Source organism: Aquisediminimonas profunda (assembly GCF_019443285.1).
GTDB lineage: Bacteria > Pseudomonadota > Alphaproteobacteria > Sphingomonadales > Sphingomonadaceae > Aquisediminimonas > Aquisediminimonas profunda.
Genome location: NZ_CP080327.1, coordinates 527429 through 549154 on the forward strand (window position 1 = coordinate 527429; position 21726 = coordinate 549154).

Genomic DNA, 21726 nt, shown 5'->3' on the forward strand with positions numbered 1-21726 from the left:
GTCGGCCACGTGCGAGCGCCGGGAGGATCAGATCTTACTGGCGCTCGCAAGCATCCCCACCAGCTTGTCTCGGTGCTCATCATCAAGAAAGCCCAGCATGGCCAGACCGCAGCTCCGCTTGCTGGCCTGATCGATTTCCGCTTCCGAAAGGTCTCCGGACAAATAGAGCATCAGCACGCCCGCAAAGGTGATGGCCAGTTGCTTGGGCAACTGGTCCCGCACGGTCGACGGAAGGTCGGGATTGAGGCCCTCCCCCTCGTTGAGGGCAAGTTGCCACAAACCCACGCTCCTCGTGTCGAACTCAATCTTGTTTATGCCCGATCGCTCGAAAAAAAACGAGGCAAGCGTTGCCCTGAAGATCGTTGGCTCGGCCAGGTAGACGTCCATGCTGACGTCGAGCAGCGTCATGGCACGCGAAACGACATCGTGAGCTGGTCTGCGCTCTTCGAACTGCCGGGTAATTTCACTCAGATCGCGCTCGGCCAGGGCGCGAAGTATGCCTTGCTTGGTGCCGAAATGATTGAAGACTGTGACCGGACTTACGCCGGCCTCTGCGGCAAGCTGCCGCACGGAGAAATCCTCGACGCGATCGCGCGACAATATGCCATGGGCAGCGTCCAAAATCGTCTTGCGCGCGAGTTCCCGCCTGCGGTCGGCAAGGCGGGCCGGTGGGGTTATGACAGGCATCCAAATCCTTCGATCAAGCGCGCGCGGGTGACAGCGTTCGGATCGTGACGTCCTCCACCGGTCATGACTGCGGCAATCATTAGCTTAGGTCAAGTGGATGCAGTTCTTGAACCATGGTTCATTTAACGTATAACGGTATAAATGGAATGTGTCCCTGACCGTTCCGAGTCGGCTGAGGAGCGCTTTATGGATACATGGGACATACAGGCAGACTGGCGAGCACAGCAGGCAACGCCGGACGGTGCCATCTTTCCTGTCTATGAATCCCGACGCGCCACCTGTCCGGTGCAGCGGGTCGCGCTGGCTCCCGGAAAAGAAGCATGGGTCGTCATCGGACAGTCCGAGGTCGAGCAGGTGCTGCTCGATACGGAAACGTTCTCGAGCGCGCAATATTTGTTCGGCCCGGAACTTACCATCCCGATCGAACTCGATCCGCCGGTCCACAGCCACTTCCGCCGCATCCTCAATCAACTGATCAATGCCCGCACCGCATCCGCCTTGGAACCGCGCGTGCGCCAGCATGCCATCAGGCTGCTCACACCCTTCGTCGCTGCTGGTGGCGGAGACTTACGCCCGATCGCCGAGGAATTGACCCTCAAGGTTCTGTGCGACCTTCTGGGCATTTCCGACGCGGAATGGGAAATGATCCATGAAACGCAGAAAGGCCTCGTCGCTTCCGAAATAGCCGTCACCGACGACGAGATGGTCTCGAACCGCTTCGCCGCACTGAAGCCGGTGATGGATTATGCCCAGAACCTCATCGACCTTCGCCGTGCAAACCCTTCTGAAGATTTTGTCAGCGGACTGTTGGACGCCAAGGTCGAAGGCCGCAGTCTGACCAATTCCGAGATAATCCAGATCATGGTTCTCATCCTGATGGCCGGCCACGAGACCACCCGGACGGCGATCGAAGGCAGCACCTTGCTGCTGGCCCAGCATCCCGAGGAGCAGGCTCGTCTGAGGGCTGACCCGGCCCTGTTGCGCAACGCTATTGAAGAATGCCTCCGCATCGAATCTCCCGTCCAGGCCCTAAATCGCAAAACGACCACTGAGGTTTCGTTGGCCGGCGTGACAATTGCGGCCGGGGCGCAAGTCATGCCCGCCTATGGCGCGGCCAATTTCGACGAAGGCGCCTTCCGCTGCCCCGCTGATTTTCAGATCGATCGCAGCGCGAACCGCCATTTCGCTTTCGGGCGCGGCATTCACACCTGCCTGGGAGCGCCGATCGCGCGCATGGAACTGAGGGTGTTCTTCGAGGAATTCCTCCGGATGACGAAGAGCTTTTCCGTCAGTGGCAACGTGCAGAGAGCAGATTGGCCCGACAGCACCTTGTGCCGGCTCGACGTTCAGCTCGTGCCTTCGGAATGGTGATGGCAATGGCAATTTCGTCCGGCATACGACGCGCGATATTGGGGCTGAGCTGCGCTGCCGCGATGCTGTCTATTGGATACCGCGCCTTCGGCACCCCACCGGACGAAATGCAATATGAGACCGGTCCCGGAGCGAGTGAGCCTACTGGCCAGGCTGCGGGCGCATCGGACTGGTGGGCTCCGGGCGGCGATTATCGCCTGACCGGACAGGTAGACTTTCCAAACGACTTTGGCACCGTGGGTGTCTTGAACCATGGCAGCGACGTATCGACGCGGGGCCATCCCTTCTTCACGCCAATCGGTCGTAACGGACGGGCCTGTGTCAGCTGCCACCAACCGTCAGCCGGCATGAGCATCACGCCGGCCCTGCTGCGCAAACGATGGGAGGCGACCGGTGGAAGGGATCCCGTATTTGCGGCAATTGACGGATCAAACTGTCCAAGCCTGCCGCAGCGCAGTCGCGCCTCTCATTCGCTTCTTCTCGACCATGGCTTGATCCGGATTGGCCTAGCCTGGCCGCCCCGCTCGCCAAATGGAACCGCCATTCGCCCCGAGTTCGATATCGAAGTTGTGAGCGACCCCACGGGTTGCAATCTCGATAGCCAGTATGGGATAAACAGCGCCAATCCGACGGTTTCGGTGTTCCGGCGTCCGCGCCTGCCCGCAAATCTGCGCTATTCAGCAAGCGTGCTGGGCCGCTGGGACGTGAAGCTTGGCCGCGTCTTGCCCCGCGATCCCGTCACAGGGAAATTTCTCAACAACAACATTCTGGCCGATAACCGGCAGAATTCACTTGAGGGACAGGCGACGGAGGCCGCTCTCTCGCACCTGCAGGCGAAGGGACCGCCATCCGCTGCCGTCATTGGCCAGATCGTGCAATTTGAACGGCAACTCTATGTTGCCCAGAGCAGCGACAAGGTTGGCGGCTGGCTGAACACCGGTGGGGCCAGTGCCGGACCACGCGCTCTGGCGACAGGCAAGGCAGGGGTGCTTGGCGTCTATCCAGGCCGGCCGCCGTTTCCCGAATTGGAAGGGTGGAAGACCGCGTCTGCCTTGGCTGGGCTCAAGGGAACTTTCATCTTCCCCCGCCCTGCTCCAGCTGCAGTTCGCCCGGATCAGGAGCGCGAAACGCGCTCGCAGCGAGAGTTTCGAGATTCGGTGGCCCGAGGCTATGAGATCTACGCCTACCGGGCCTTCGTCATCGATGATGTTTCCCGGCTTAACTCGGTGGGTCTGGGCAATCCGATGAAGCTTTCATGCATCAACTGCCACAACATGCAGCGCACGGGCATGGATAATGCCCCGGGCTATATGGACATTGGCACCGCCAATATCGCGCGACAGGCTATTGCCACGCCCTATTTGCCGCTCTTCAGGATCACCTGCCACCAGGACGCTCCTCCGCACCCCTATCTGGGACGCGTCATTCTCACGCACGATCCTGGCCGGGCGCTGATATCCGGGCTGTGCGCCGACGTCGGCGCGATCAATATGCAGCAAATCCGCGGATTGGCAGCGCGGCCACCCTATTTTTCCAACGGTCTGGCCGCCACGATCGCAGATATTGTCGAATTTTATGACAAGAGATTCAACATGAAGCTTGATCCGCAAGAAAAGGCCGATCTGGCGAACGTCCTGAGGGTCCTGTGAAAGCTCGCGCTCCCACGCTGGTTGCGCTGCTGGCGATGCTGTCGGGCGAAGCAGTCGCCGCTCCGCAGGCTGGTGACTACACCGCGTTTATCACGTGTCCGATCTTTCGGGACACGGACCTAGGTTGCCATGTGGCACGGAACGAGGGCGTTCTCTATTCGATAAGTGCGCCGCCGCCCTTCAACCCCGAACAAGGCCACAAGGTCCTGGTTGAGGGGGTCGTTGGCAGCGCGCCGGATGTTTGCGGCGGGAAAGCTCTGGACCACTTGAATATTTCAGTTCTGCCCGAGATCGACGAAACCTGCCGCGAGCGATTGCCCGCCGAAGGGTTCGCCACGCCCATGCCGCCACCAGAAGTACTGTTCGAACTCATATCACATCTGGGCGATGAAGTCGCGGCTCCACCCCCGCCCTACCAGCATAAGAGTTTCGTCGTGCCCTATATGTTCGGAAGCCAATACATGGGGCAAGGCTTCTTTTCTCCAGAACGCATTGTCGAAGAGGCCGCTGTCTACGCAATTGCCGCCAACGCCGGGCGAGTGCAGATTCAGGGCTCTGTGGGCACCGTCGCGCTCGACGATGGCTCATCAATCCAGGAACCTGTCTCGCAGGCAATTGCGAGGGGAGAAGCCGTACGTGACGCATTAATCGCCCTTGGGGTCGACCCTCGAAGTATCGTCATGGCCGAGCCTCGGATCAACGCCCAAGCGACCCGCTCTCCCGCAGACGCGGGGAAACGCAGTGTGGAGATCGCCATCGATCCCTGAGCCAGACGGTGATGCCTGTCACCAAACGCGCCGTATCGAGACTGACCGGTAGCGCATGGCTGCCCTTATGCCTTACGGAATCGGCCCGATAGCCGTCGCAGGCCCACCGAGGCCCCATTAAAAGGGTCAGAGCCTGACGGTCAGGTTCCGACCCTTCTCGATTCTGTCGTCGGTCAAGCGATCTTCACGTATTCGAAATCGATCGGCTGGTTGTTGATGCCGGTGCGTGGCGGCGCGATCCACGTTGCATACTCACCAGCAGCATGAACGGGCTGCATCAGCGAGTTGATAAACTGCATGTCCGCCGACGTCGGCAGAAATTCATCGCGGCTCGCTTCCCACGCGGCCTTGTCAACAACATCGCCTGCCGGGGTGATGAACTGATCCGCGAACTCACCAATCCGCCGGTTGAATCCCTTGTGCGGCTGAGTCAGCTTGAAATCGATCCCAGCCTTGGCGATCGCCCGATTCCAGCGTTCGATCCCGGTCTGGCAATCGGCAATGTAGTCATCGAGCAGACGCGAGTTGATCGCGCGGAGCGCAGGTACGTCCTCATCGACGAACTTGCCGTCGATCGCGCGGGTGACGGTGTAGGTTGCGTCCTCGAGCACATGGTCGTCGCAATCGAGCCTTGCTTCGCCGAAGCGACCCTTGAGTCCTGCTGAGAAGGCCGCGGCCGCATTCCCCGAAATCTCGCTGCCGAAAAGATCGCGTGTCACCGACATGTGGAAGTTCGCCTTGCGCTGGATCAGCGGCAGGTCGATCACGCCGAGCGCGCGGATCGCCTCGACATCGTAGGGATCGCTTATCCCGGCCTTTGCCATCGCCGTGCAGGTCGCCTCGATCGTGCGTCCCACTCCGGTTTCACCGACGAACATGTGGTGGGCTTCTTCGGTCAGCATGAACCGGCAAGAGCGTGAAAGCGGATCGAACCCGCTCTCGGCCAGCGAAGCGAGCTGCATCTTGCCATCGCGATCGGTGAAATAGGTGAACATGAAGAACGACAGCCAGTCCGGGGTCGCCTCGTTGAAGGCGCCAAGGATGCGGGGATTGTTTTCGTGTCCGCTGCGCCGTTCGAGCAGCGCCTGTGCCTCTTCGCGGCCATCGCGGCCGAAATGCTTCACCAGAAGGTAGACCATCGCCCAGAGGTGGCGACCTTCCTCGACATTGACCTGGAACAGATTGCGCATATCGTAGAGCGAGGGCGCAGTGAGGCCAAGGTGACGCTGCTGCTCGACCGAAGCCGGCTCGGTATCGGCCTGAACCACGATCAGACGGCGCAGAAGCGAACGGTATTCGGCAGGCACTTCCTTCCATACCGGCTCGCCCTTGTGCTTGCCGAACGGAATTGTCCGCCCCTCGACTTCGGGCGCCAACAGGATTCCCCAGCGATATTCCGGCATCTTCACGTGGCCGAACTTGGCCCAGCCTGCCGGATCGACGCCAACCGCCGTGCGCAGATAGACGTCGGAGGCCTGGAACCCGTCAGGCCCCATTTGCTTCCACCAGTCGACATATTCCGGCTGCCACTTTTCGAGCGCCCGGAGGAGCTGGCGATCCGACGAAAGATCAACATTATTGGGGATGAGATCGTCGTAGTTGACCTCGACAAACCCTTCGCCACTCACCGATGCATTGTCTTCAATCAGGATTTCGGGGTCAGCCACTTTCACTCTCCCATGCCATAATCATGCCCTATGAAGCACGCCGGAAATGCACTATCATGCATATTCGACGTGCTTCTTGATTCAGATCAAAAGCAGCAACGGTAATCAGGTAACGAGGGAGTGGAAATGTTGAAGCAGGTGCTGGTCGGTCCCTCTGGCTTACGCAGTTCGGAAGTGGCGCTTGGCAGCATGACCTTTGGCGACGAGCGCGCGTGGGGCTGCGATGACAACGAGGCCAATCAAATCCTGACCCGGTTTGTCGAGGCAGGCGGGACAACGATCGATACGGCCCCAAACTATGCCGACGGACGCAGCGAAGAGATTATCGGCGCCTTCGCGCAGGGACGCCGTGATGAGCTTGTGCTATCCACCAAATACACAGCCTCAGCCAAGCCGCATCCACTGGCAGGCGGCAATAGTCGCCGTTCGATGATCCAGTCGGTCGAAGCGAGCCTGAAGCGTCTGCAGACGGACCGCATCGACCTGCTCTGGTCGCATTTCTGGGATTTCACGACACCTGTCGAAGAAGTGCTGCGCGCTGCCGATGACCTGGTGCGCTCAGGCAAGATTCTCTATTTTGGCCTGTCTGACACCCCGGCCTGGATCGCTTCACGGGCTGTGACCATGGCTGAAATGCAGCGCTCGGCTCCGGTTGTTGCCCTGCAGCTTGAATACAACGCGATATCCCGAGGGGTCGAGCAAGACCTACTCCCCATGGCGGCTTCGCTTGGCCTCTCGACCTTCTGCTGGGGACCGCTGGCCGCAGGAGCCTTGGCTTATGGCGACAGCCCCATGCGCCAACCTGCCGATCGCATCCCTGCCGGGGTCAAATCAGCCCGTGACGGATTGAGTGACATCGCTTCGGATACCGGGATGGCGCCGAGACGCCTGGCCCTGCGCTGGCTGATGCAAAGCGGGCCTGGTCGCATTCCCATCATCGGAGCACGAACAGCCGAACAACTCGGCCAATCGCTGGCAGACGCAGCTGAACCAATTGATGCTGAAACCTTTGCCAAAGTTCAGGCGATTGCTACACCCGGAAAGCTTTTCCCGGAACCGCTGATCCGATCATCCTATTTGCGTAAGTTCGCGATGGGTACGCCTGACCGATTTGGCACCAGCACGAGTGAACGATCGTGAAGAAGCCTCAGTCCCCACGCAGGAGGCCGGCGAGATCGTCGGGGATAAGGACCCCCTCAATTCCGGGTGTCCCATCTTTGCGCGCGGCCGCCCAGACACGGACTTCCGTCGCTTCGTTGACCAGAACGCCATCCTTAAACATGCGATGTGCGACGTTCAAACTCGACCGGCCAACTTTGGTCACGCGCGTTTCGATCTGCACTTCATCGCCAAAACTGGCCGGCGCCATGAATTTTGCGCCGGTGTCGACCATCGGCCAACCAATGATCCCATATTGGCGAAGGAGCGCGGCTTTTGTCTTGCCGGTCGCCGCCTCGATCATGCGCGATGTCGAGGTGTCAAAGGCTGCAAAGAAGCGCGGATAGAATACGATCCCGGCAGGGTCGCAGTCACCCCACTCGACGATCCAGGTTCGCGTATTGGTGAACATCGATTTTCTCTTTCAACAAACAATGCGGGCTAAAATAGGCTGATAACAAGAGGAGCCAGAACGATGGCGAATGACGGACAAAAAACAAAGGAACAGGTTGTCGTCGAGGCGGCAACCGTCGTCGTATTCCGCAATGGCGGACCCGATGCTCCGGAAATTCTGATGATCCAGCGTGCCAAGGAACTTTCATTCGCAGGGTCTGCCGTCGTTTTTCCGGGCGGTAAGATCCATGAAAGCGACCGGGAACTGGCGCGGAGTCTTGGCGCCATGCATGGTGACGACACTGCGGCGCGAATTGCATGCATTCGCGAGGTTATCGAGGAGACCGGGCTGGTCATCGGCATTTCCCAGCGCGCGAGTGCGGACCAAGCGCAGGCCGCCCGCGCGATGCTGGCGGATCGGGAAGATCTTGCTCCCGTACTCGGACAGTTTGGCTGGACGCTGGACCTTGAATGTCTGGTCCCGTTTGCCAGGTGGGTGCCAACGTTCAAGCCCGGCCGAATTTTCGACACGCGTTTCTATCTCGCAAACCTTGGCAGCGGGAATGTGGAACTTACGCCGGACCTCGGAGAAAGCACGCGATTGTTCTGGGCGAGCGCACGCGACGCGCTGGACCTTATCGAAACCCGCGCGATCAAGGCGATCTACCCCACGCGCCGCAATCTCGAGCGACTTGCCCAGTTTGCCAGCTTCGACGATGCCGCCATGCACGCGGCCGAAACGCCTGAAAGGACGGTATCTCCCTGGATTGTCCAAGGTGAGGTCGAGCAGATGCTGCATATTCCGGAAGGGATCGGCTATCCTGTTACCGCCGCGCCGCTTTCGCAGATCGCGATCGATTGAAGGAAGCCGATCCCGAATGGGCTTTACTCATCCAGCTCGCGATGAGTCATAATCCGCAAAAGTGCTGCCTTCGCGTGCCAGCATTCGGAGCAACGAAGCGGGTTCCCAGTAGTGCCCAAGCCTGGCTTTCCAATGTTCGATCCGTGCAAGCACCTGAGGAAGCCCCAGGGTATCGGCATAAAACATCGGCCCACCCAGGTGGCGCGGGAAGCCGAAACCATGGACCCAGACCACATCGATGTCGGCGGCGCGATAGGCGATTCCCTCATCGAGAATCTGCGCGCCGACATTGATCAGCTGGAGTACGAACCGTTCGACGATCTCATCGTCTGTGAACGCGCGCTGCTCGATATTCCGCTCTGCAGCGAGCCGCTTGATGATCGCCGAAACCTCGGGATCGACTTCTCCCTTCCTCGGGTCCGCCGCATAGGAATAGAAGCCCTTGCCAACCTTTTGGCCAATGCGACCCAGCGGCGTCAGGGTGTCTGAAACGATGCAATAAGGGTCCTGGCGGGTTTCCCGCCGGGCAAGCTGCTCGCGCACGAGACTGCCGATATCGACTCCCGCCATGTCGTTGACGCGGCTTGGCCCCATGGCAAAGCCGAAGCCTTCGACCGCATCGTCGATCTGCTCGACACCGGCACCCTCGAGCATCATCTGCTCGCCTTCGCGAAAGGCCCCGTCGAGCATCATGCGATTGCCGATGAAGCCGAATCCGTCGCCCGACACCGCAGGAATCTTCCGGATCGCGGAAGCAACCTTGATCCCCGTCGCAAGGGTCTCCAACGAGGTATCGTCACCACGCACGATCTCAAGCAGCTTCATGATGTGAGCCGGCGAGAAGAAATGCAGGCCCAGCACCTTGTCCGGGCGTAGAGTGGCCTGGCCGAGTTCCGTCACCGAAAGGCTCGAGGTGTTGCTGGCGATGATTGCATCGGCCTGGACGGTCCGGTCGATCTCGGCGAGGACCTGCTTCTTGAGGTCCATGTTCTCAAACACGGCCTCGACCACCAGGTCGGCATCTGCAACGTCGGCGAGATTCAAGGTCGTCGCGATGGCGGCGATAGCCTTGATGGCCTGTTCCGGAGAGATGCGACCGCGCTTGGCATCGCCCCGATAGGCAGTCTCGATGATCGAGCGCCCCCGGGCGAGACCTTCATCCTTCGTGTCGACCAGCGTTATGGTGAAACCGGCGTTGGCAAAGGCCATCGCAATACCGCTGCCCATGGTGCCCGCGCCGATCACCGCCACCTTGCGGACTTCGCGCAGCTTCACGTCAGCTGGCAATCCCGGAATAACCGAGGACTTGCGCTCGGCGAAAAACATGTGGCGCAAGGCTTGGCTTTCCCGGCTGGCGATCGACGCGGCTGACAGCTTCCATTCCTCGTCGAGGCCGTCCTCGATGGGGAGCCGCGATGCCTTCAGCGCCGCGATCATGGAATGCTGAGTGTTGCGCCCCCGCAAGGCCCTGCTATGCCTGTTCAAAGCGGCTGCGACGAGTTCGTCGTTCAGGATTTCGGCGTCCATGGCGCAAGTGGGTCGAGGGACCAGGCCAGAGGTCAGCGCGTGTTCGACAAAGGCACGACCGATAGCCTCCGGTTCGCCTTCTCCGATCTCATCGATCAGGCCGGAAGCGTGTGATTGATCGGCACTTACCGGCCCGCCGCCGAGCAGCATGTCGAGAGCGACTTCCATGCCGACAAGCCGCGGCAGACGCTGCGCGGCGCCCGCGCCCGGGACAAGCCCCAGCGTCATCTCGGGAAGGCCGATGCGCGTAGCCTTCGCGGCGACTCGATAGTGGCAAGCCATCGCAAGTTCCAGGCCTGCACCAAAGGCGGTGCCGTGCAGCACAGCCACCACGGGCTTGGTGCTGCGTTCAATCGCCCCCAGCACGGTGCGGTAGTCAGGCTGCGCGATCGTGCCCTCTTCGAATTCCTTGAGATCCGCGCCAGACACGAAGGTCTTGCCCTTCGCGTGAATTACGATGATCTTCGCCTGCGGATCGGCGATAGCCATTTCGAGGTCGGCAAGAAGCTGCGCGCGGACCCTGGCCGTCAACACGTTCACAGGGGGATTGTCGATCGCAATGCTCGCGATCGCGACGTGTTGCACCGACTGCACCATCATAGTCATTTTCTTTATCCTATAGTTCTGGGAATCGACGCAATCTTCAGCGATCGCCGACTTCGATCACTACGGCCATCGAGCTGTCGCCCGCAGCGCAACCCTGGAACAACCCGCGTCCACCACCGCGAATAGCCAGTTCCTCGATCAGTTCGATGATGGCCCTGACACCGGTCGGCCCCTGCGGATGCCCCCAGATCAGTGAACAACCGAAGTTGTTCATCTTCTCGATCGGGAACCCGGTCGCTCGGGAAAAGGCGATGTCATTCACCGCAAACGGATTGTGCGACTTAACCGCGTCGATGTCCGCGATTGACAGCCCCGCCATCCGCAGGGCCTGCTCACTGGCGCAGACGGGTGCCTCCGGCATGTAGCCCAAATCGACGCGCCCCTGACCGAATCCGAGAAGGCTGACGCGAATCGATGGATCGGCCGACAGCTCACGGGCTTTGTCGGAATGCGCCAGAACGATCGCGGCATTGCCATCGGCCGGATGGGTTTGCGAACCGAAAGTCACCGTGCCGCCGGATATGACTGGCTTCAGTTTCGTAAGCCCCTCGGCAGTGGAAAACGTCACGCCCTCGTCGCCTTCCATGACTGCCACGTTCTTGCGGAAGGAAGCGTCCGGCACGTCGAACGGAAGGGTCATGTAACGCTTTTGGAACGCCCGATCGTCAGCCAGCGCCGCCTTGTATTGTTCGGTCCGCATCAACACGACATCGTGCTGCTCCTGTGCGGTAATGCCCTGTTTGGCAGCGACATTCTCCGCGGTTTGGGCCATGGAATGGTTGCCGATGGGATCATGAGAGAAGTTGTAGAGTACCTGATCTTCGGACCGCCCCGTTCCGCCTGGTCCGCTGGGCGCCGGGTAATAAATGTGCGGTCCATTCGACGTCCTGTCGCCGGAGAGGGCAAGCGAGACCGTGGCCATTTCCATTTGAATCTCCGCTGCGGCAGACAGCAGAATGCGGGGACCCGTCGCACAGACCTGCGTGATCAGCGGGCCCGCGACGTGGCTGAGGCCGGCTTGGGCCAGCGGCCACGGGGCCGCCATGAATGATTGAAACTGGGTGACTGTCTGTCCGAAAACGCCGGCGTCGAACAGGTCGGGCTTGAGATTGCGCCGGGCAAGTTCGGCCTTTGCAACATGGGCAGCGAACATACCCGAATGAAGATGCTGCAGGGCGCCTTGCCATTTGGCGAACGGCGTCGACCAGTAGGCTCCATAGGGTATTTCAACAGACTCAAATCGTGACATCGTCGCCATCTCCAGTGACCGGCCGGCTGCCAGGCCAAAAACATACGCCTCAGTATTGTCAAACTACCCAAAGCACAATAGTCAGCTGCGCAGGCCGTACGCGCCACATCAGCAATCTTGGGAGACCCAAAATGCCGACGAACGGTGCCGAAACCGGATTTGCACCCGTGGCGGTGAGCGTCCAAAGCCGCTCAGACAATGCCATTATCTTGCAAGCAAAAAATCCTCTTACCGGTCAAGCAATGACGATCAGCGAGCGGTTGAAAGCTTGGGCATTGAAGGAGCCTGACCGAATTTTCCTGCGTGAACGCGAAGGACGGAATTGGAGCACTGCTACATTCGAACAAGTATGGAGGAGGGTCGGCACCATAGCCGCTCATCTGGTAAGGACGGGCTGTTCCCAAGATGCACCGCTATTGGTTCTGGCAGGCAACAGCATCGACCATGCCCTCGCAACACTGGCAGCCTATCGGGTCGGCATTCCCGTCGCTCCGGTTTCGCCGTCCTATGCCGCTTACGGAAACTACGATCGCCTTAGGGCCCTTGCGCAAGTGGCCGGCGCGCGCGCCGCGGTAGTCGGTCCTGAAATCTGCGCCGAAGCGCGCGATGCGCTGGCCGGCTGGGGCGTAAAGGTCTTCACACCCGCCAGCCTGGAACACTTCGCGCCCGACGACGCTCTGGTTGCGCAGTACGAAACCGCGGTCAGCCTCGACACCGCGGCGAAGCTCATGTTCACCTCGGGATCGACCGGAACGCCCAAGGCCGTGATCAACACCCATCGGATGATGGCGACAAACCAGTTGCAGCTGTCGCAAATCTGGCCGCTTGCCCCGGATCACCCTCCAGTGCTCGTCGACTGGCTGCCGTGGAGTCATACATTCGGGGGCAATTTCGTTTTCAACATGGCCCTGTGGCATGGCGGGTCCCTGACAATTGATGAAGGGCGCCCCGCCCCTGCCCTGATAGGCAAGACGCTGGAGGCCATGGCCGAATTTGCTCCGACCCGATTTTTCGGCGTCCCGGCAACGTACGAAGCCCTGATCCCGGCCATCGAAGCCAATCCCGAGCTGAGCGCCCGCGCGTTTCGCAACGTGCAATTTGCCTTCTGCGCAGCCGCCGCGCTTCCCGAGAAGGCCCGGGACCGGATGATCGAACTGATGAGACAGGTGACAGGACAAAGGATACCGATGCTGGCAGGCTGGGGGTCAACGGAGACAGCACCTTGCGTAACGGCCGTACACTTCCCGGCATCTCATTCCGCCAACATCGGCGTTCCTCTCCCGGGGGTCACGATCAAGCTGACGCCCGAGGGCGAAAAGCTCGAGCTGCGCGTCAAGGGGCCTAACGTCATGCCCGGCTATTGGCGGGCGCCGGAGGCGACGGCCTCGGCGTTCGATAGCGAAGGCTATTATTGCATTGGCGACGCCGGGCGCTTCATCGACCCGGACCTGCCCGAAGCTGGCCTGGCTTTTGACGGTCGAGTCGCCGAAAATTTCAAGCTAACCAGCGGGACTTGGGTGAATGTCGGCGCCTTGCGCATCGCTCTCATCGATGCGACCCGGCCTTATGTTCAGGATGCCGTGATTGCCGGCCACGATCGCGACGAGATCGGCGTTCTGCTCTTCCTCAATGAAAGCGCCAGCCGCGAGGCTCAGGGTCTTGCTCCTGACGATGATCTGTGGAGCGCGCCCGGTGTCATCGCGGCCGTGCGTGAGGCGATCTCGGCCTATAACCAGGCCGCTGGCGGAAGTAGCCAGAGAATTGCCCGCTTTCGGATCGAGCGATCATCTCCCTCGCCTGCGCTTGGCGAGATCACCGACAAGGGATATATCAACCAGCGCGGAACCCTTCGCGCACGATCGGCAGCTGTGGCGGCCCTCTTTGCGGATGAGCATCACAAGGTTGATCGATGACAGTGCAAAGCGCCAGATCCAAATCCGCTGCCAAGCCCTCGAAGCGGCTCGAAGCTGGCGATTGGGTCAATGCAGCGTTGGCCGCACTTGCCGACTTCGGTATCGGCGGCGTGCGTGTGGAAAAGCTTGCCCTGACGCTGGGCGTGACCAAGGGCAGCTTCTACTGGCACTTCAAGGACCGCGACGCACTGCTTCTCGAGTTGCTCGAAACTTGGCGGCGACGTGCGACGGTTCAGGTCATGGAAAGGCTGGAACGCCGGGCGATGTCCGCTCAGCAACGCCTAGAGGAACTTCTGCGATTTCCCTTTGCGTCTCCTCGAGCGGCCGAAGGGTCTGATGTCGAGCTGGCTATCCGATTGTGGGGGCGCAATGACCCGCGAGCCTGGCGGATACTGGCTGAAATCGATGAACTGCGGTTGCGCTATCTCACGTCCATTTTGACAGAACTGGGCTTGCCAACGGAGGAAGCCGAAGCCCGCGCAGTCATCGGATATGGGTTCATGCGCGTGGGCAACAGTTTGCCCCTGACCGGGTCGGTTGACGCCCTGATTAAAACGGTCGCCTCGATCATCGGAGCCGCACAGGCTTGAGCAAGTCGCGCGCCGTCTTGCCTGGACCGGGGAGGCCCTGTTTCGTGTGGCGCCAATCAGGCAGACCTTCCGCTCGCTGACTGGGCGCGAACGCCTTGTGCGCAGCCTAGGCGGTCGGGATCGATCGCTCCCTGGCCACCACCTGAATTCAACCTTCCGCAACCACCGTGTTTCGCAATGTTCCCAAGCCTGTGATCGATATGGCGACTTCTTGCCCCGGCTTGAGGAGGTCACGTTCGGGATCATCCGAAAATATGCCGACCCCGCCCGGCGTGCCGGTTACAATGATATCGCCCGGCTCCAGCGTCAGCCGTGACCAGTAGGCGATGATCTCTGGGATCTTGAACAACATCGCCCCTGTGCTCTCGTGCTGCCGCACGTCACCGTTGACGCGAGTCTCGATCGTCAACGCGTGCGGGTCGGCGATTTCGTCGGCGGTCACCAGGAAAGGGCCGCACGGGCAGGACGTGTCCGCATTCTTCCCCCCGACAATCATGCCGCGCGACATCTCGAGGAGTTGCACGTCGCGCATGCTGATGTCGTTCACGATCATATAGCCAGCGAAAACGTCGCGCCAGTCGGCCGGATCAACATATTTGCATCGCTTGCCGATCACCAGCGCAAGTTCGGCTTCATAATCCAACTGGCGGGTCCAGCGCGGATAGATGATGGGCTGGCCGTGCCCCACCATTGTCGAGGCGAATTTCGCGAAAGCGGGTGGCGTCATGGCGCCAGTCAGATGTCGAGCGGCCTCCAATGTTTCGCCGCCGGTGACGGACCGGTCGATCTCACCGCGATGGGTGGCGTAATTCGATCCAACGACGATAATCTTTCCGGGATTGGGCAGCGGCGGCGCGAAATTGGCCTCAGCGCCTTCGCCGCCAGGCAAAAAGGCGAACGGCCGGCTGCCATCAGAAGGAAAACTGGTGCTCAGACGACTGTAAAGATTCGACATGAATAAGCCCTCGTGAAGAAGATTATGCGACCCCTGCCATTGATTAGGTTTGAAGACGTTGAATCATCAGTGCTCGAGAAGACGCCGCGGCCCGCTCTCAGATTTGCCTATCAGAACGTCCACCTCGCGCGATCGGGCGACCTCGCGGGCGCGGGTGAATCGCTCGCGGTTCGCCTCGATCATAACGGGGTCGTACTCGTAATTGACCATGATGCCCCACGATTCACGCAGCCCCCGCTCTCCTGGATTGCCCATCCAGTTGACGCGCTCGAGCCGCGCGCCATTGCTGAGATGGAAGCGAGCGACCGGATCGATGGGCGATTGACCAACTGTCGCGGACCGCGTCAGGTAGACCGCACACAACCCGCACAACAGCGGTCCAAGCCGGGCGTTTGCGGCCGGATCCTTTTCCCAGCCCGGCTGTCCCAGCGCGTCCTTCAATGCAGCCGCCAAGTCTTCGACGGGGCCAAACGCTTTGCGGATTGCCGCAGGCCAGTCGCAGTCCGGCAGAAGGTCCTGAGCGAGTTGCCGATCGAGCCAGTTGCGAAAGCCAGGTACCGGCGACAAGGTTGCGAAACGGCGAAGCGCCGGCAATTGCACACGCAAGATTTCGACGACTTGTTTGATCAGAAAGTTTCCGAATGAGATTCCGCGCAGTCCAGCCTGGCAGTTGGAGATCGAATAGAAGATGGCCGTATCGGCTGCTTCGGCGCGCGCGCAGCGCGTCCTCTCGTCTGTATTGCGCTCCAGCAGGTCGTCGACCGATCCCGCCAGTCCCTCGACGAGTGCGACCTCGACAAAGATCAGGGGATCGTCGGGAAGGGCTGGGTGAAAGAAGCCGAAGCAACGCCGGTCAGGCGCAAGTCGGCGACGCAAATCGTCCCAGCCTTGGACCTCGTGGACAGCCTCGTAAGTTATCAACCTTTCCAGAATGGATGCTGAGGTTTGCCAGTCGATCTGGCGCAACTCGAGAAAGCCGCGGTTGAACCACGAAGCGAGCAAATGGCGCAAATCGGTGTCGAGCGCTTGCAGGATCGGATTCGCCGGTATCAGGGTCGCAAGGTCTTCCCGCAACGATATCAGGCGACGCGTTCCCCCATGGCCCATGTTTATCCGACGCAGTAGTTCCTGCCGGGGCGGCTCCGCTGCGGCTGCGAGGCGTGCAGCCATTTCCCATCCCGGCTTGTCGAGATAAGCCCGAGCTGCCTTCGCGAGGAGATCATGATCGACATCGAACCGCTCTGACAGGAAGACCAGGAACCGGGCGCGATCGTCAATCGAAAAATCGTCCAGCAGATCGAGTAACTCCTGGGCGATCGTGGCGCCTGATGCTTCTCCCCGCGTCGACAGGAGCGCTTGCGCCAGGACTTCGGCGAGTTGCGCTACCCCGTGGGTGCCGTCGGCGGGGACGGGAAAGCGCCTTCCGCCTAAGACAATCGATTCCCAGACAAAATGAACCCAGTCGCGTAGATCCCGACTGGTGCCGGAAATCGGTCGCGGCCATGGACGCTGTTGGGCACGAGCTGTCTTAGCCGAGTTATGCATGTTGCTGCCTTGAACTGGAGGCCTGCAATTGGCTTAAAGAAGCCTTATTGCGCGATCAACGACGTCGAGACCCGTGGCGTGATCGGTCAGTCTTTTGGCACATGCGTCGATTGCTCCCTGCCGCAGTTGCCGATTCAAGGCGCCGCCAGCTGCCGCAGGCGCTACTTCGCCTTTTCAAATTCCTCGCTAAGTTGATCGGCAGTCTTGATCAGCGCCACTTCCGCCACTGCGATTGCCGGAAGTATCCTTAGCCAATGCCCGGCTCGCGCTTTGATCCGCTGTCGGGCCTCAGCCGCACGCGTTCTTCGCGGGTCGGATCGTCAAACCCGAGCAGACGGTGGGCACGGGCAAGCGAGGCCTTGTAGCGGGCGAGCGACGCGGGTGCTGCCCCCTCGCCTGCCCGGAACGCCAGATAGTCGGCGATCTGCTGCGTCGTTGCCGGGACGCCGACAACGCCCTGTCCACGGCGCGAGAGGTCGAACGCCTCGATGTCGCTGGCGAGTGCGCGGAGACTATTGGGGGCAGAGGCAGCGGCATCGGCGCGCGGCAGGTCAGGATGGGGGACGCGCGATCCGGCGCCCGACAAGGTTGAGAGTTGATCCGCGACGCGCGCGAGGGGCGAGGACTGCGAGGAATGGCTGCGTGCGTTGTCCATGAACTTATCCGCGGACAAGAGTTTTCCGGGAGTTTGCGAAACCATTCCCGAGCTACTATGCCAACTACCGCCCCGGGTGCAACCCGCGATAATTATCCCTTATCACACGCTAAGGTGTTCAGAATACTGCGGTAAATCAGTGTGTTGTAATTGCACCGTCAGAATAACAAACCCCTGGTCGTCTGCCGCCTGAAAGGCTTGGCAGTCAAACCGCGGGACTTGAATAGGCGATGCTCCGCCGGCTTCCCTCAATCCGGCACATCTTCAAACAGCACCGCGACCGGCACTTCGAGCGCGTCGGCGATCTTCTTGACGACAATGATGGTGGGATTGCGGACGCCGCGTTCGATGCCGGAGAGATAGGTCCGGTCGATATTGTGCTCGAGCCCGAACTTTTCCTGGGCCATGCCGGTTTTCTCGCGCAGGCGCCTGACATTGTGGCCGAAGGTTTTGCGAACGTCCATCGTCCAGCATGAACAGCAAGAGTGGCTGTCCGGTCCACGGACGATGAGTCACATCTGGTTCTGATGTGTTGTGTTGTCATCTGATGCTGATGAGTCACATTTTACTGGACTTGGGTGTGTATCCAAGCAAATCCGTGTCCCCATGAAGAAACGACGCGGAACACCGGTACTGGTTGAGGCAGATGGATGTGTGGGGGACCTTGAGCGCCTGGTGCTGGGCGCGGGCACCTTCACCGAGGACTGGCTGCAGGCCTTGATCCATGATCACCCGACATTGCTTCCGGTCAGCGATATTGAGCCCGGTTTTGGCGAGCTCGTCGCGGTTGCCCGCGAGGTGCCCTGTGCCCATGGGTTTATTGACAATCTCTATGTCTCCCCCAAGGGTGATCTGGTGCTGGTCGAGACAAAGCTGTGGCGCAATGTCCAGGCGCGCCGCGAGGTCGTTGCACAAGCGCTCGACTATGTGGCAGCACTCACCTTGCTCGACTATGCGAGCTTTGAAGCAGCCCTGCTTCGGGGCAACAGCGGGTCCCCTGCCCCCAAGAGCCTTTATGCCTGTGTGGCTGATCATCCTGATGCGCTCGATGAAGCGGCCTTTGTCGATGCGGTCTCAGCGAACCTTGCCCGAGGGCGGATGCTGGTGGTGGTCCTGGGTGATGGCATAAGGCGCGAGGTCGAAGCACTGGCAGCTCTGTTGCAGGCCCATGCAGGGGCGCACTTCACCTTTGCACTGGTCGAGCTTGCCATCTGGCGCAATGTCGCAACCGGTGCCCTTCTCGCCATTCCTGATACGCTCGCCCAGACGGTCATGATCGAACGCGGGATCGTCACGGTCCAGAATGGCGATGTGAGGATCGGGCCGGTCCCAGCCAGGGTTTCAGCAACGCTGCGCGCCCAGAGCATCAGCGACGAGATGTTCTACGAAGCGCTGGGACAGACGGAGCCGGGCCTGCCGCAGGCACTCAGGGACTTCCTTGCACGTGTTGAGCCTCTGGGCGTCTATCCTGACCTCAAGACCGCGCTCAGCCTCAAGGTGGATGTGGCCGATGCGTCCCGCCCTATCAACCTCGGCTATGTGGCACGGAACGGCCAGGTCTGGACCAACCCGCTGACCGCATGTGTGCCGCGCGATCTGGCGCTGCGCTACAACGAGACGCTTGCCGCTCTGATCGGCGGGGTGGTCGCCACGCCCAATGACATCGTGCTCACGACCAATGGCAAGAGCGCACCCAAACTCTCGGCACTCCTGCCCGCGCATGCCGAAGGCTGGGCGCGTGCCATTGCAGAGCTGCTCGGCGCGTATCGACAGCGAGACCCCCAATGAGCCGGGACCATCTTCTCCAGGAAGGCAGCTGGTACGGCATGACGATGTGGCCCGGCTATACAGGCACGCCCTATCGCTCGCCGATCCGCATCCTGCGGCTGATCATGCACGAGAATGAAGTCCCCGACGACCTGATCGACATGGACTTCTACAATGCGGCCTATGCACATGGGGTGCGCACCATGGACTATACCTTCCATGTGCTCATCCACCAGCCAACCTATCTGCTGGCGACCCTTATGGAGAACCGGGACCGGGCGCTGGCGATCGAGCCGCTTACCTCGGACTGGATCCAGACCTTCTTTCCCGACGAGTTCGCAAAGCTCCAGGACATTGCCGGCCATGGCGGCATGTCGCTTGAGGACGGGATCCCGCTCCTCGCCGCAGACTGGTAGTCCCTCGCTCAAATATCCTACGCCCAGTCCCGATGATCCCGACAAACTCCATCAGCCCGACATACCCCATCAGGAGGTCTCCCCATGTGGGTCTTTACCAACACCGCGTTCATCTCGGCGGTCCGGCACCGCGATAAGCCGGACAGCCTCATGGTCAGGGCCCGGTTGCCCGGCGACCTTGAGCGGTTCTTCGGCCCCGACGGCGCAGACCTCGCTGTCCAGGAAACCCGCGACGCTGACTATCGCTATCGCTGCACGGTCAGCGACGCGGTCTTTGCATCCGCACTCCTGAGAGCCGCCGGGCAGATCGACTATCCCAACTTCAAGGACTCCATTGGCCCCGATGATCAGATGCGGCACCACGCCTACCTGGACGTTTGGGCCGCCATGCACCGGGTGCAGGATCAGGGGGCGCACTGATCCTCTCCAGCCCGAGCCTCGCTTGCGCATTCCGTCTCCAGCAATCGCGCTTTTGCCACGTCACCAAAGCTTTGCCGGGTCTCGGCAAGCTCTGCCACCAGACCGGTCGCGTCCTGCCAGCGCCTGACGGCCAGATCGACATATTTGGGATCAAGCTCGATCCCCACTGCTATGCGCCCGGTCTTTTCGGCAGCGATGATCGTGGTGCCGGACCCCATGAACGGGTCAAGCACGATATCGCCCCGCCGTGTCACATCGAGCAGGGCGTCGGCCACGAGTTCAACCGGCTTGGGAGTCGGGTGATTGCCAAGCATGGTTGAGGCAGAGGATCCTCGCCGGTTGGCGCCGGCATAAGTCCAGGCATTGGTGCGGTCACGCCCGTGGCGTCCCAGCTCCACATTGTTCGTCGCCGGCGCCTTGCCGTTGCAGAAGACGGCGATCAATTCATAGGCGGACCGGTAAAGACCCCCCATTCCGCCCGATCCCTTGCACCAGACAGCGAGGTTGATCCGGGCAAGCCCTGCGGCCTTGCCAGCACCCAGAAGAACATCGATCTGGCGCCAGTCCATGCAGGCAAAGATGACGGCACCAACGCTCAGGTGCCTCTTGCAGTGCACGAGATAGGTCTTGAGGAAGTCATGAAAGGCCTCATCGGACATCTCGCCAACGGCCATGGCAAAATCCTTGTGCTGTGTCTTGCCGAGCCCGCTCACAAATCCCTCGATCGGACAATTATAGGGCGGATCGCTGAACACGCCTTGCGCCAGCCGCCCCTCGAGGAGCCTTTCATAACTGTCGCCATCAAGCGCATCCCCGCACACGATCCGGTGAGGTCCAAGGTGCCAGATATCGCCCAGCCGACTGACGACGGGCGTGTCCTCGTCTGGCTGCGGCTCGACCTCATCTGCTCTGTCCTCAGCATTTTCGCCCAGGACGATATCGAGCTCTGGCAGGCTAAAGCCCGTGACACCGAGATCCAGGCAAGCCAGTTCCAGGTCGCCCAGTTCGAGCTTCAGGAGATCCAGGTCCCAGCTTCCCGTCTCCGCAATCCGGTTGAGAGCAACCCCGAGCAAACGGAGTTCATCGGCGCCAAGATGATCGATGATGACGCACGGCACTTCGCGCAAGCCCAACTGGTGCGCGGCGTCCCGCACGATGTGGCCGGCAATGAGCCGGTCATCCGTGTCGATCAGGAGTGGTGTGACGATGCCGAATGCCTTGAGACTGGCTGTTACGCGTTCAAGCTGGTCGGCGGTTGGTTTGCGCGTGCGGCGATTGGCGTTCTTCAGACTCTCGACCGGACGCATGACGATTGCGAGCTCGGGCAGGAGATCATTGCGGCCAGGCCTTGCCGCCACATTTTGCAGTCTGACCTCGTCTGCATGGCGTTGTCGTTGGGAGTTCGATTTCTTGAGCAGGTCATTCTTGAGTTTGGTGTTCTTCAATTTGGTTTCAAATGTCATGACAAGGTTCCCGAATAAGGACCGCCCCATGAACACGCGCAAACGAGCATCGCTCGCGCCCGCCCG

20 protein-coding genes are annotated in these 21726 nt (G+C 60.6%); 10 read left to right on the forward strand and 10 right to left on the reverse strand.

Annotated features, from left to right (window positions below):
- Positions 1-27 precede the first annotated feature (27 nt).
- On the reverse strand, positions 28-687 hold the full coding sequence (locus K0O24_RS02710; RefSeq protein ID WP_219894294.1) for a TetR/AcrR family transcriptional regulator: 660 nt from the start codon (positions 685-687) through the stop codon (positions 28-30).
- 186 nt (positions 688-873) lie between these two features.
- Between K0O24_RS02710 and K0O24_RS02715 the strand changes: the two genes are divergently transcribed.
- From K0O24_RS02715 to K0O24_RS02725, 3 genes are read left to right on the forward strand one after another with little or no spacing between them, the layout of a single operon-like run.
- Complete coding sequence (locus tag K0O24_RS02715; RefSeq protein WP_219894295.1) at positions 874-2058, forward strand: cytochrome P450; 1185 nt, start codon at positions 874-876, stop codon at positions 2056-2058.
- 5 nt (positions 2059-2063) lie between these two features.
- Entirely contained in the window at positions 2064-3707 is a 1644-nt protein-coding gene (locus K0O24_RS02720; RefSeq protein ID WP_219894296.1) for a hypothetical protein, read from the forward strand.
- A complete protein-coding gene (locus K0O24_RS02725; protein ID WP_219894297.1) occupies positions 3704-4474 on the forward strand; it encodes a hypothetical protein in 771 nt (256 codons plus the stop codon). The genes K0O24_RS02720 and K0O24_RS02725 overlap by 4 nt, the downstream gene beginning before the upstream one ends.
- Before the next feature lie 173 nt (positions 4475-4647).
- Here the strand turns inward: K0O24_RS02725 and boxB are convergent, their stop codons facing one another.
- Positions 4648-6141 carry a benzoyl-CoA 2,3-epoxidase subunit BoxB gene (gene boxB / locus K0O24_RS02730; RefSeq protein WP_219894298.1) on the reverse strand — a complete coding sequence of 498 codons (1494 nt, stop codon included), beginning with the start codon at positions 6139-6141 and terminating at the stop codon, positions 4648-4650.
- Between the two features lie 126 nt (positions 6142-6267).
- Between boxB and K0O24_RS02735 the strand changes: the two genes are divergently transcribed.
- Positions 6268-7281 (forward strand): aldo/keto reductase, encoded by a 1014-nt coding sequence (locus tag K0O24_RS02735; RefSeq protein ID WP_219894299.1) that lies wholly within the window; start codon positions 6268-6270, stop codon positions 7279-7281.
- A gap of 7 nt (positions 7282-7288) precedes the next feature.
- Here the strand turns inward: K0O24_RS02735 and K0O24_RS02740 are convergent, their stop codons facing one another.
- Positions 7289-7711, reverse strand: a complete 423-nt coding sequence (locus K0O24_RS02740) for an acyl-CoA thioesterase (RefSeq protein WP_219894300.1) — start codon at positions 7709-7711, stop codon at positions 7289-7291.
- Between the two features lie 63 nt (positions 7712-7774).
- On the opposite strand from K0O24_RS02740, the gene K0O24_RS02745 reads away from it, so the two are divergent.
- Positions 7775-8554, forward strand: coding sequence for an NUDIX hydrolase (locus K0O24_RS02745; protein ID WP_219894301.1), 780 nt, complete (start codon positions 7775-7777; stop codon positions 8552-8554).
- Positions 8555-8581: 27 nt separating this feature from the next.
- On the opposite strand, the gene K0O24_RS02750 is transcribed toward K0O24_RS02745, so the two are convergent.
- On the reverse strand, positions 8582-10687 hold the full coding sequence (locus K0O24_RS02750) for a 3-hydroxyacyl-CoA dehydrogenase NAD-binding domain-containing protein (RefSeq protein ID WP_219894302.1): 2106 nt from the start codon (positions 10685-10687) through the stop codon (positions 8582-8584).
- Positions 10688-10724: 37 nt separating this feature from the next.
- On the reverse strand, positions 10725-11936 hold the full coding sequence (locus K0O24_RS02755) for a thiolase family protein (protein ID WP_219894303.1): 1212 nt from the start codon (positions 11934-11936) through the stop codon (positions 10725-10727).
- Positions 11937-12178: 242 nt separating this feature from the next.
- Here K0O24_RS02755 and K0O24_RS02760 point away from each other — a divergent pair, with 242 nt between their 5' ends.
- The gene (locus tag K0O24_RS02760) at positions 12179-13849 is read left to right on the forward strand and encodes an AMP-binding protein (RefSeq protein ID WP_219894304.1); all 1671 of its coding nucleotides are present in this window, start codon (positions 12179-12181) and stop codon (positions 13847-13849) included.
- Between the two features lie 2 nt (positions 13850-13851).
- Complete coding sequence (locus tag K0O24_RS02765; protein WP_219894305.1) at positions 13852-14439, forward strand: TetR/AcrR family transcriptional regulator; 588 nt, start codon at positions 13852-13854, stop codon at positions 14437-14439.
- Between the two features lie 148 nt (positions 14440-14587).
- On the opposite strand, the gene K0O24_RS02770 is transcribed toward K0O24_RS02765, so the two are convergent.
- The 4 genes from K0O24_RS02770 to K0O24_RS02785 all read right to left on the reverse strand — a co-directional run bounded on the left by K0O24_RS02770 (position 14588) and on the right by K0O24_RS02785 (position 18058).
- Complete coding sequence (locus K0O24_RS02770) at positions 14588-15394, reverse strand: fumarylacetoacetate hydrolase family protein (protein ID WP_219894306.1); 807 nt, start codon at positions 15392-15394, stop codon at positions 14588-14590.
- A 66-nt stretch (positions 15395-15460) separates the two neighbouring features.
- A complete protein-coding gene (locus tag K0O24_RS02775) occupies positions 15461-16939 on the reverse strand; it encodes a malonyl-CoA decarboxylase (RefSeq protein ID WP_219894307.1) in 1479 nt (492 codons plus the stop codon).
- Between the two features lie 247 nt (positions 16940-17186).
- The gene (locus K0O24_RS02780; RefSeq protein WP_219894308.1) at positions 17187-17594 is read right to left on the reverse strand and encodes a site-specific integrase; all 408 of its coding nucleotides are present in this window, start codon (positions 17592-17594) and stop codon (positions 17187-17189) included.
- A gap of 248 nt (positions 17595-17842) precedes the next feature.
- Positions 17843-18058: a helix-turn-helix domain-containing protein gene (locus K0O24_RS02785; RefSeq protein WP_219894309.1), complete on the reverse strand. Its 216-nt coding sequence runs from the start codon at positions 18056-18058 to the stop codon at positions 17843-17845.
- Positions 18059-18200: 142 nt separating this feature from the next.
- Between K0O24_RS02785 and K0O24_RS02790 the strand changes: the two genes are divergently transcribed.
- The 3 genes from K0O24_RS02790 (at position 18201) to K0O24_RS02800 (ending at position 20197) form a co-directional block, all read left to right on the forward strand.
- Positions 18201-19382 carry a PDDEXK family nuclease gene (locus K0O24_RS02790; RefSeq protein ID WP_219894310.1) on the forward strand — a complete coding sequence of 394 codons (1182 nt, stop codon included), beginning with the start codon at positions 18201-18203 and terminating at the stop codon, positions 19380-19382.
- Positions 19379-19777: a hypothetical protein gene (locus K0O24_RS02795; RefSeq protein ID WP_219894311.1), complete on the forward strand. Its 399-nt coding sequence runs from the start codon at positions 19379-19381 to the stop codon at positions 19775-19777. Before K0O24_RS02790 ends, K0O24_RS02795 begins: the two co-directional genes overlap by 4 nt.
- An 84-nt stretch (positions 19778-19861) precedes the next feature.
- Positions 19862-20197 carry a hypothetical protein gene (locus K0O24_RS02800; protein ID WP_219894312.1) on the forward strand — a complete coding sequence of 112 codons (336 nt, stop codon included), beginning with the start codon at positions 19862-19864 and terminating at the stop codon, positions 20195-20197.
- Here the strand turns inward: K0O24_RS02800 and K0O24_RS02805 are convergent.
- Complete coding sequence (locus tag K0O24_RS02805; RefSeq protein ID WP_219894313.1) at positions 20182-21660, reverse strand: DNA modification methylase; 1479 nt, start codon at positions 21658-21660, stop codon at positions 20182-20184. The genes K0O24_RS02800 and K0O24_RS02805 overlap by 16 nt on opposite strands.
- Between the last annotated feature and the right edge of the window lie 66 nt (positions 21661-21726).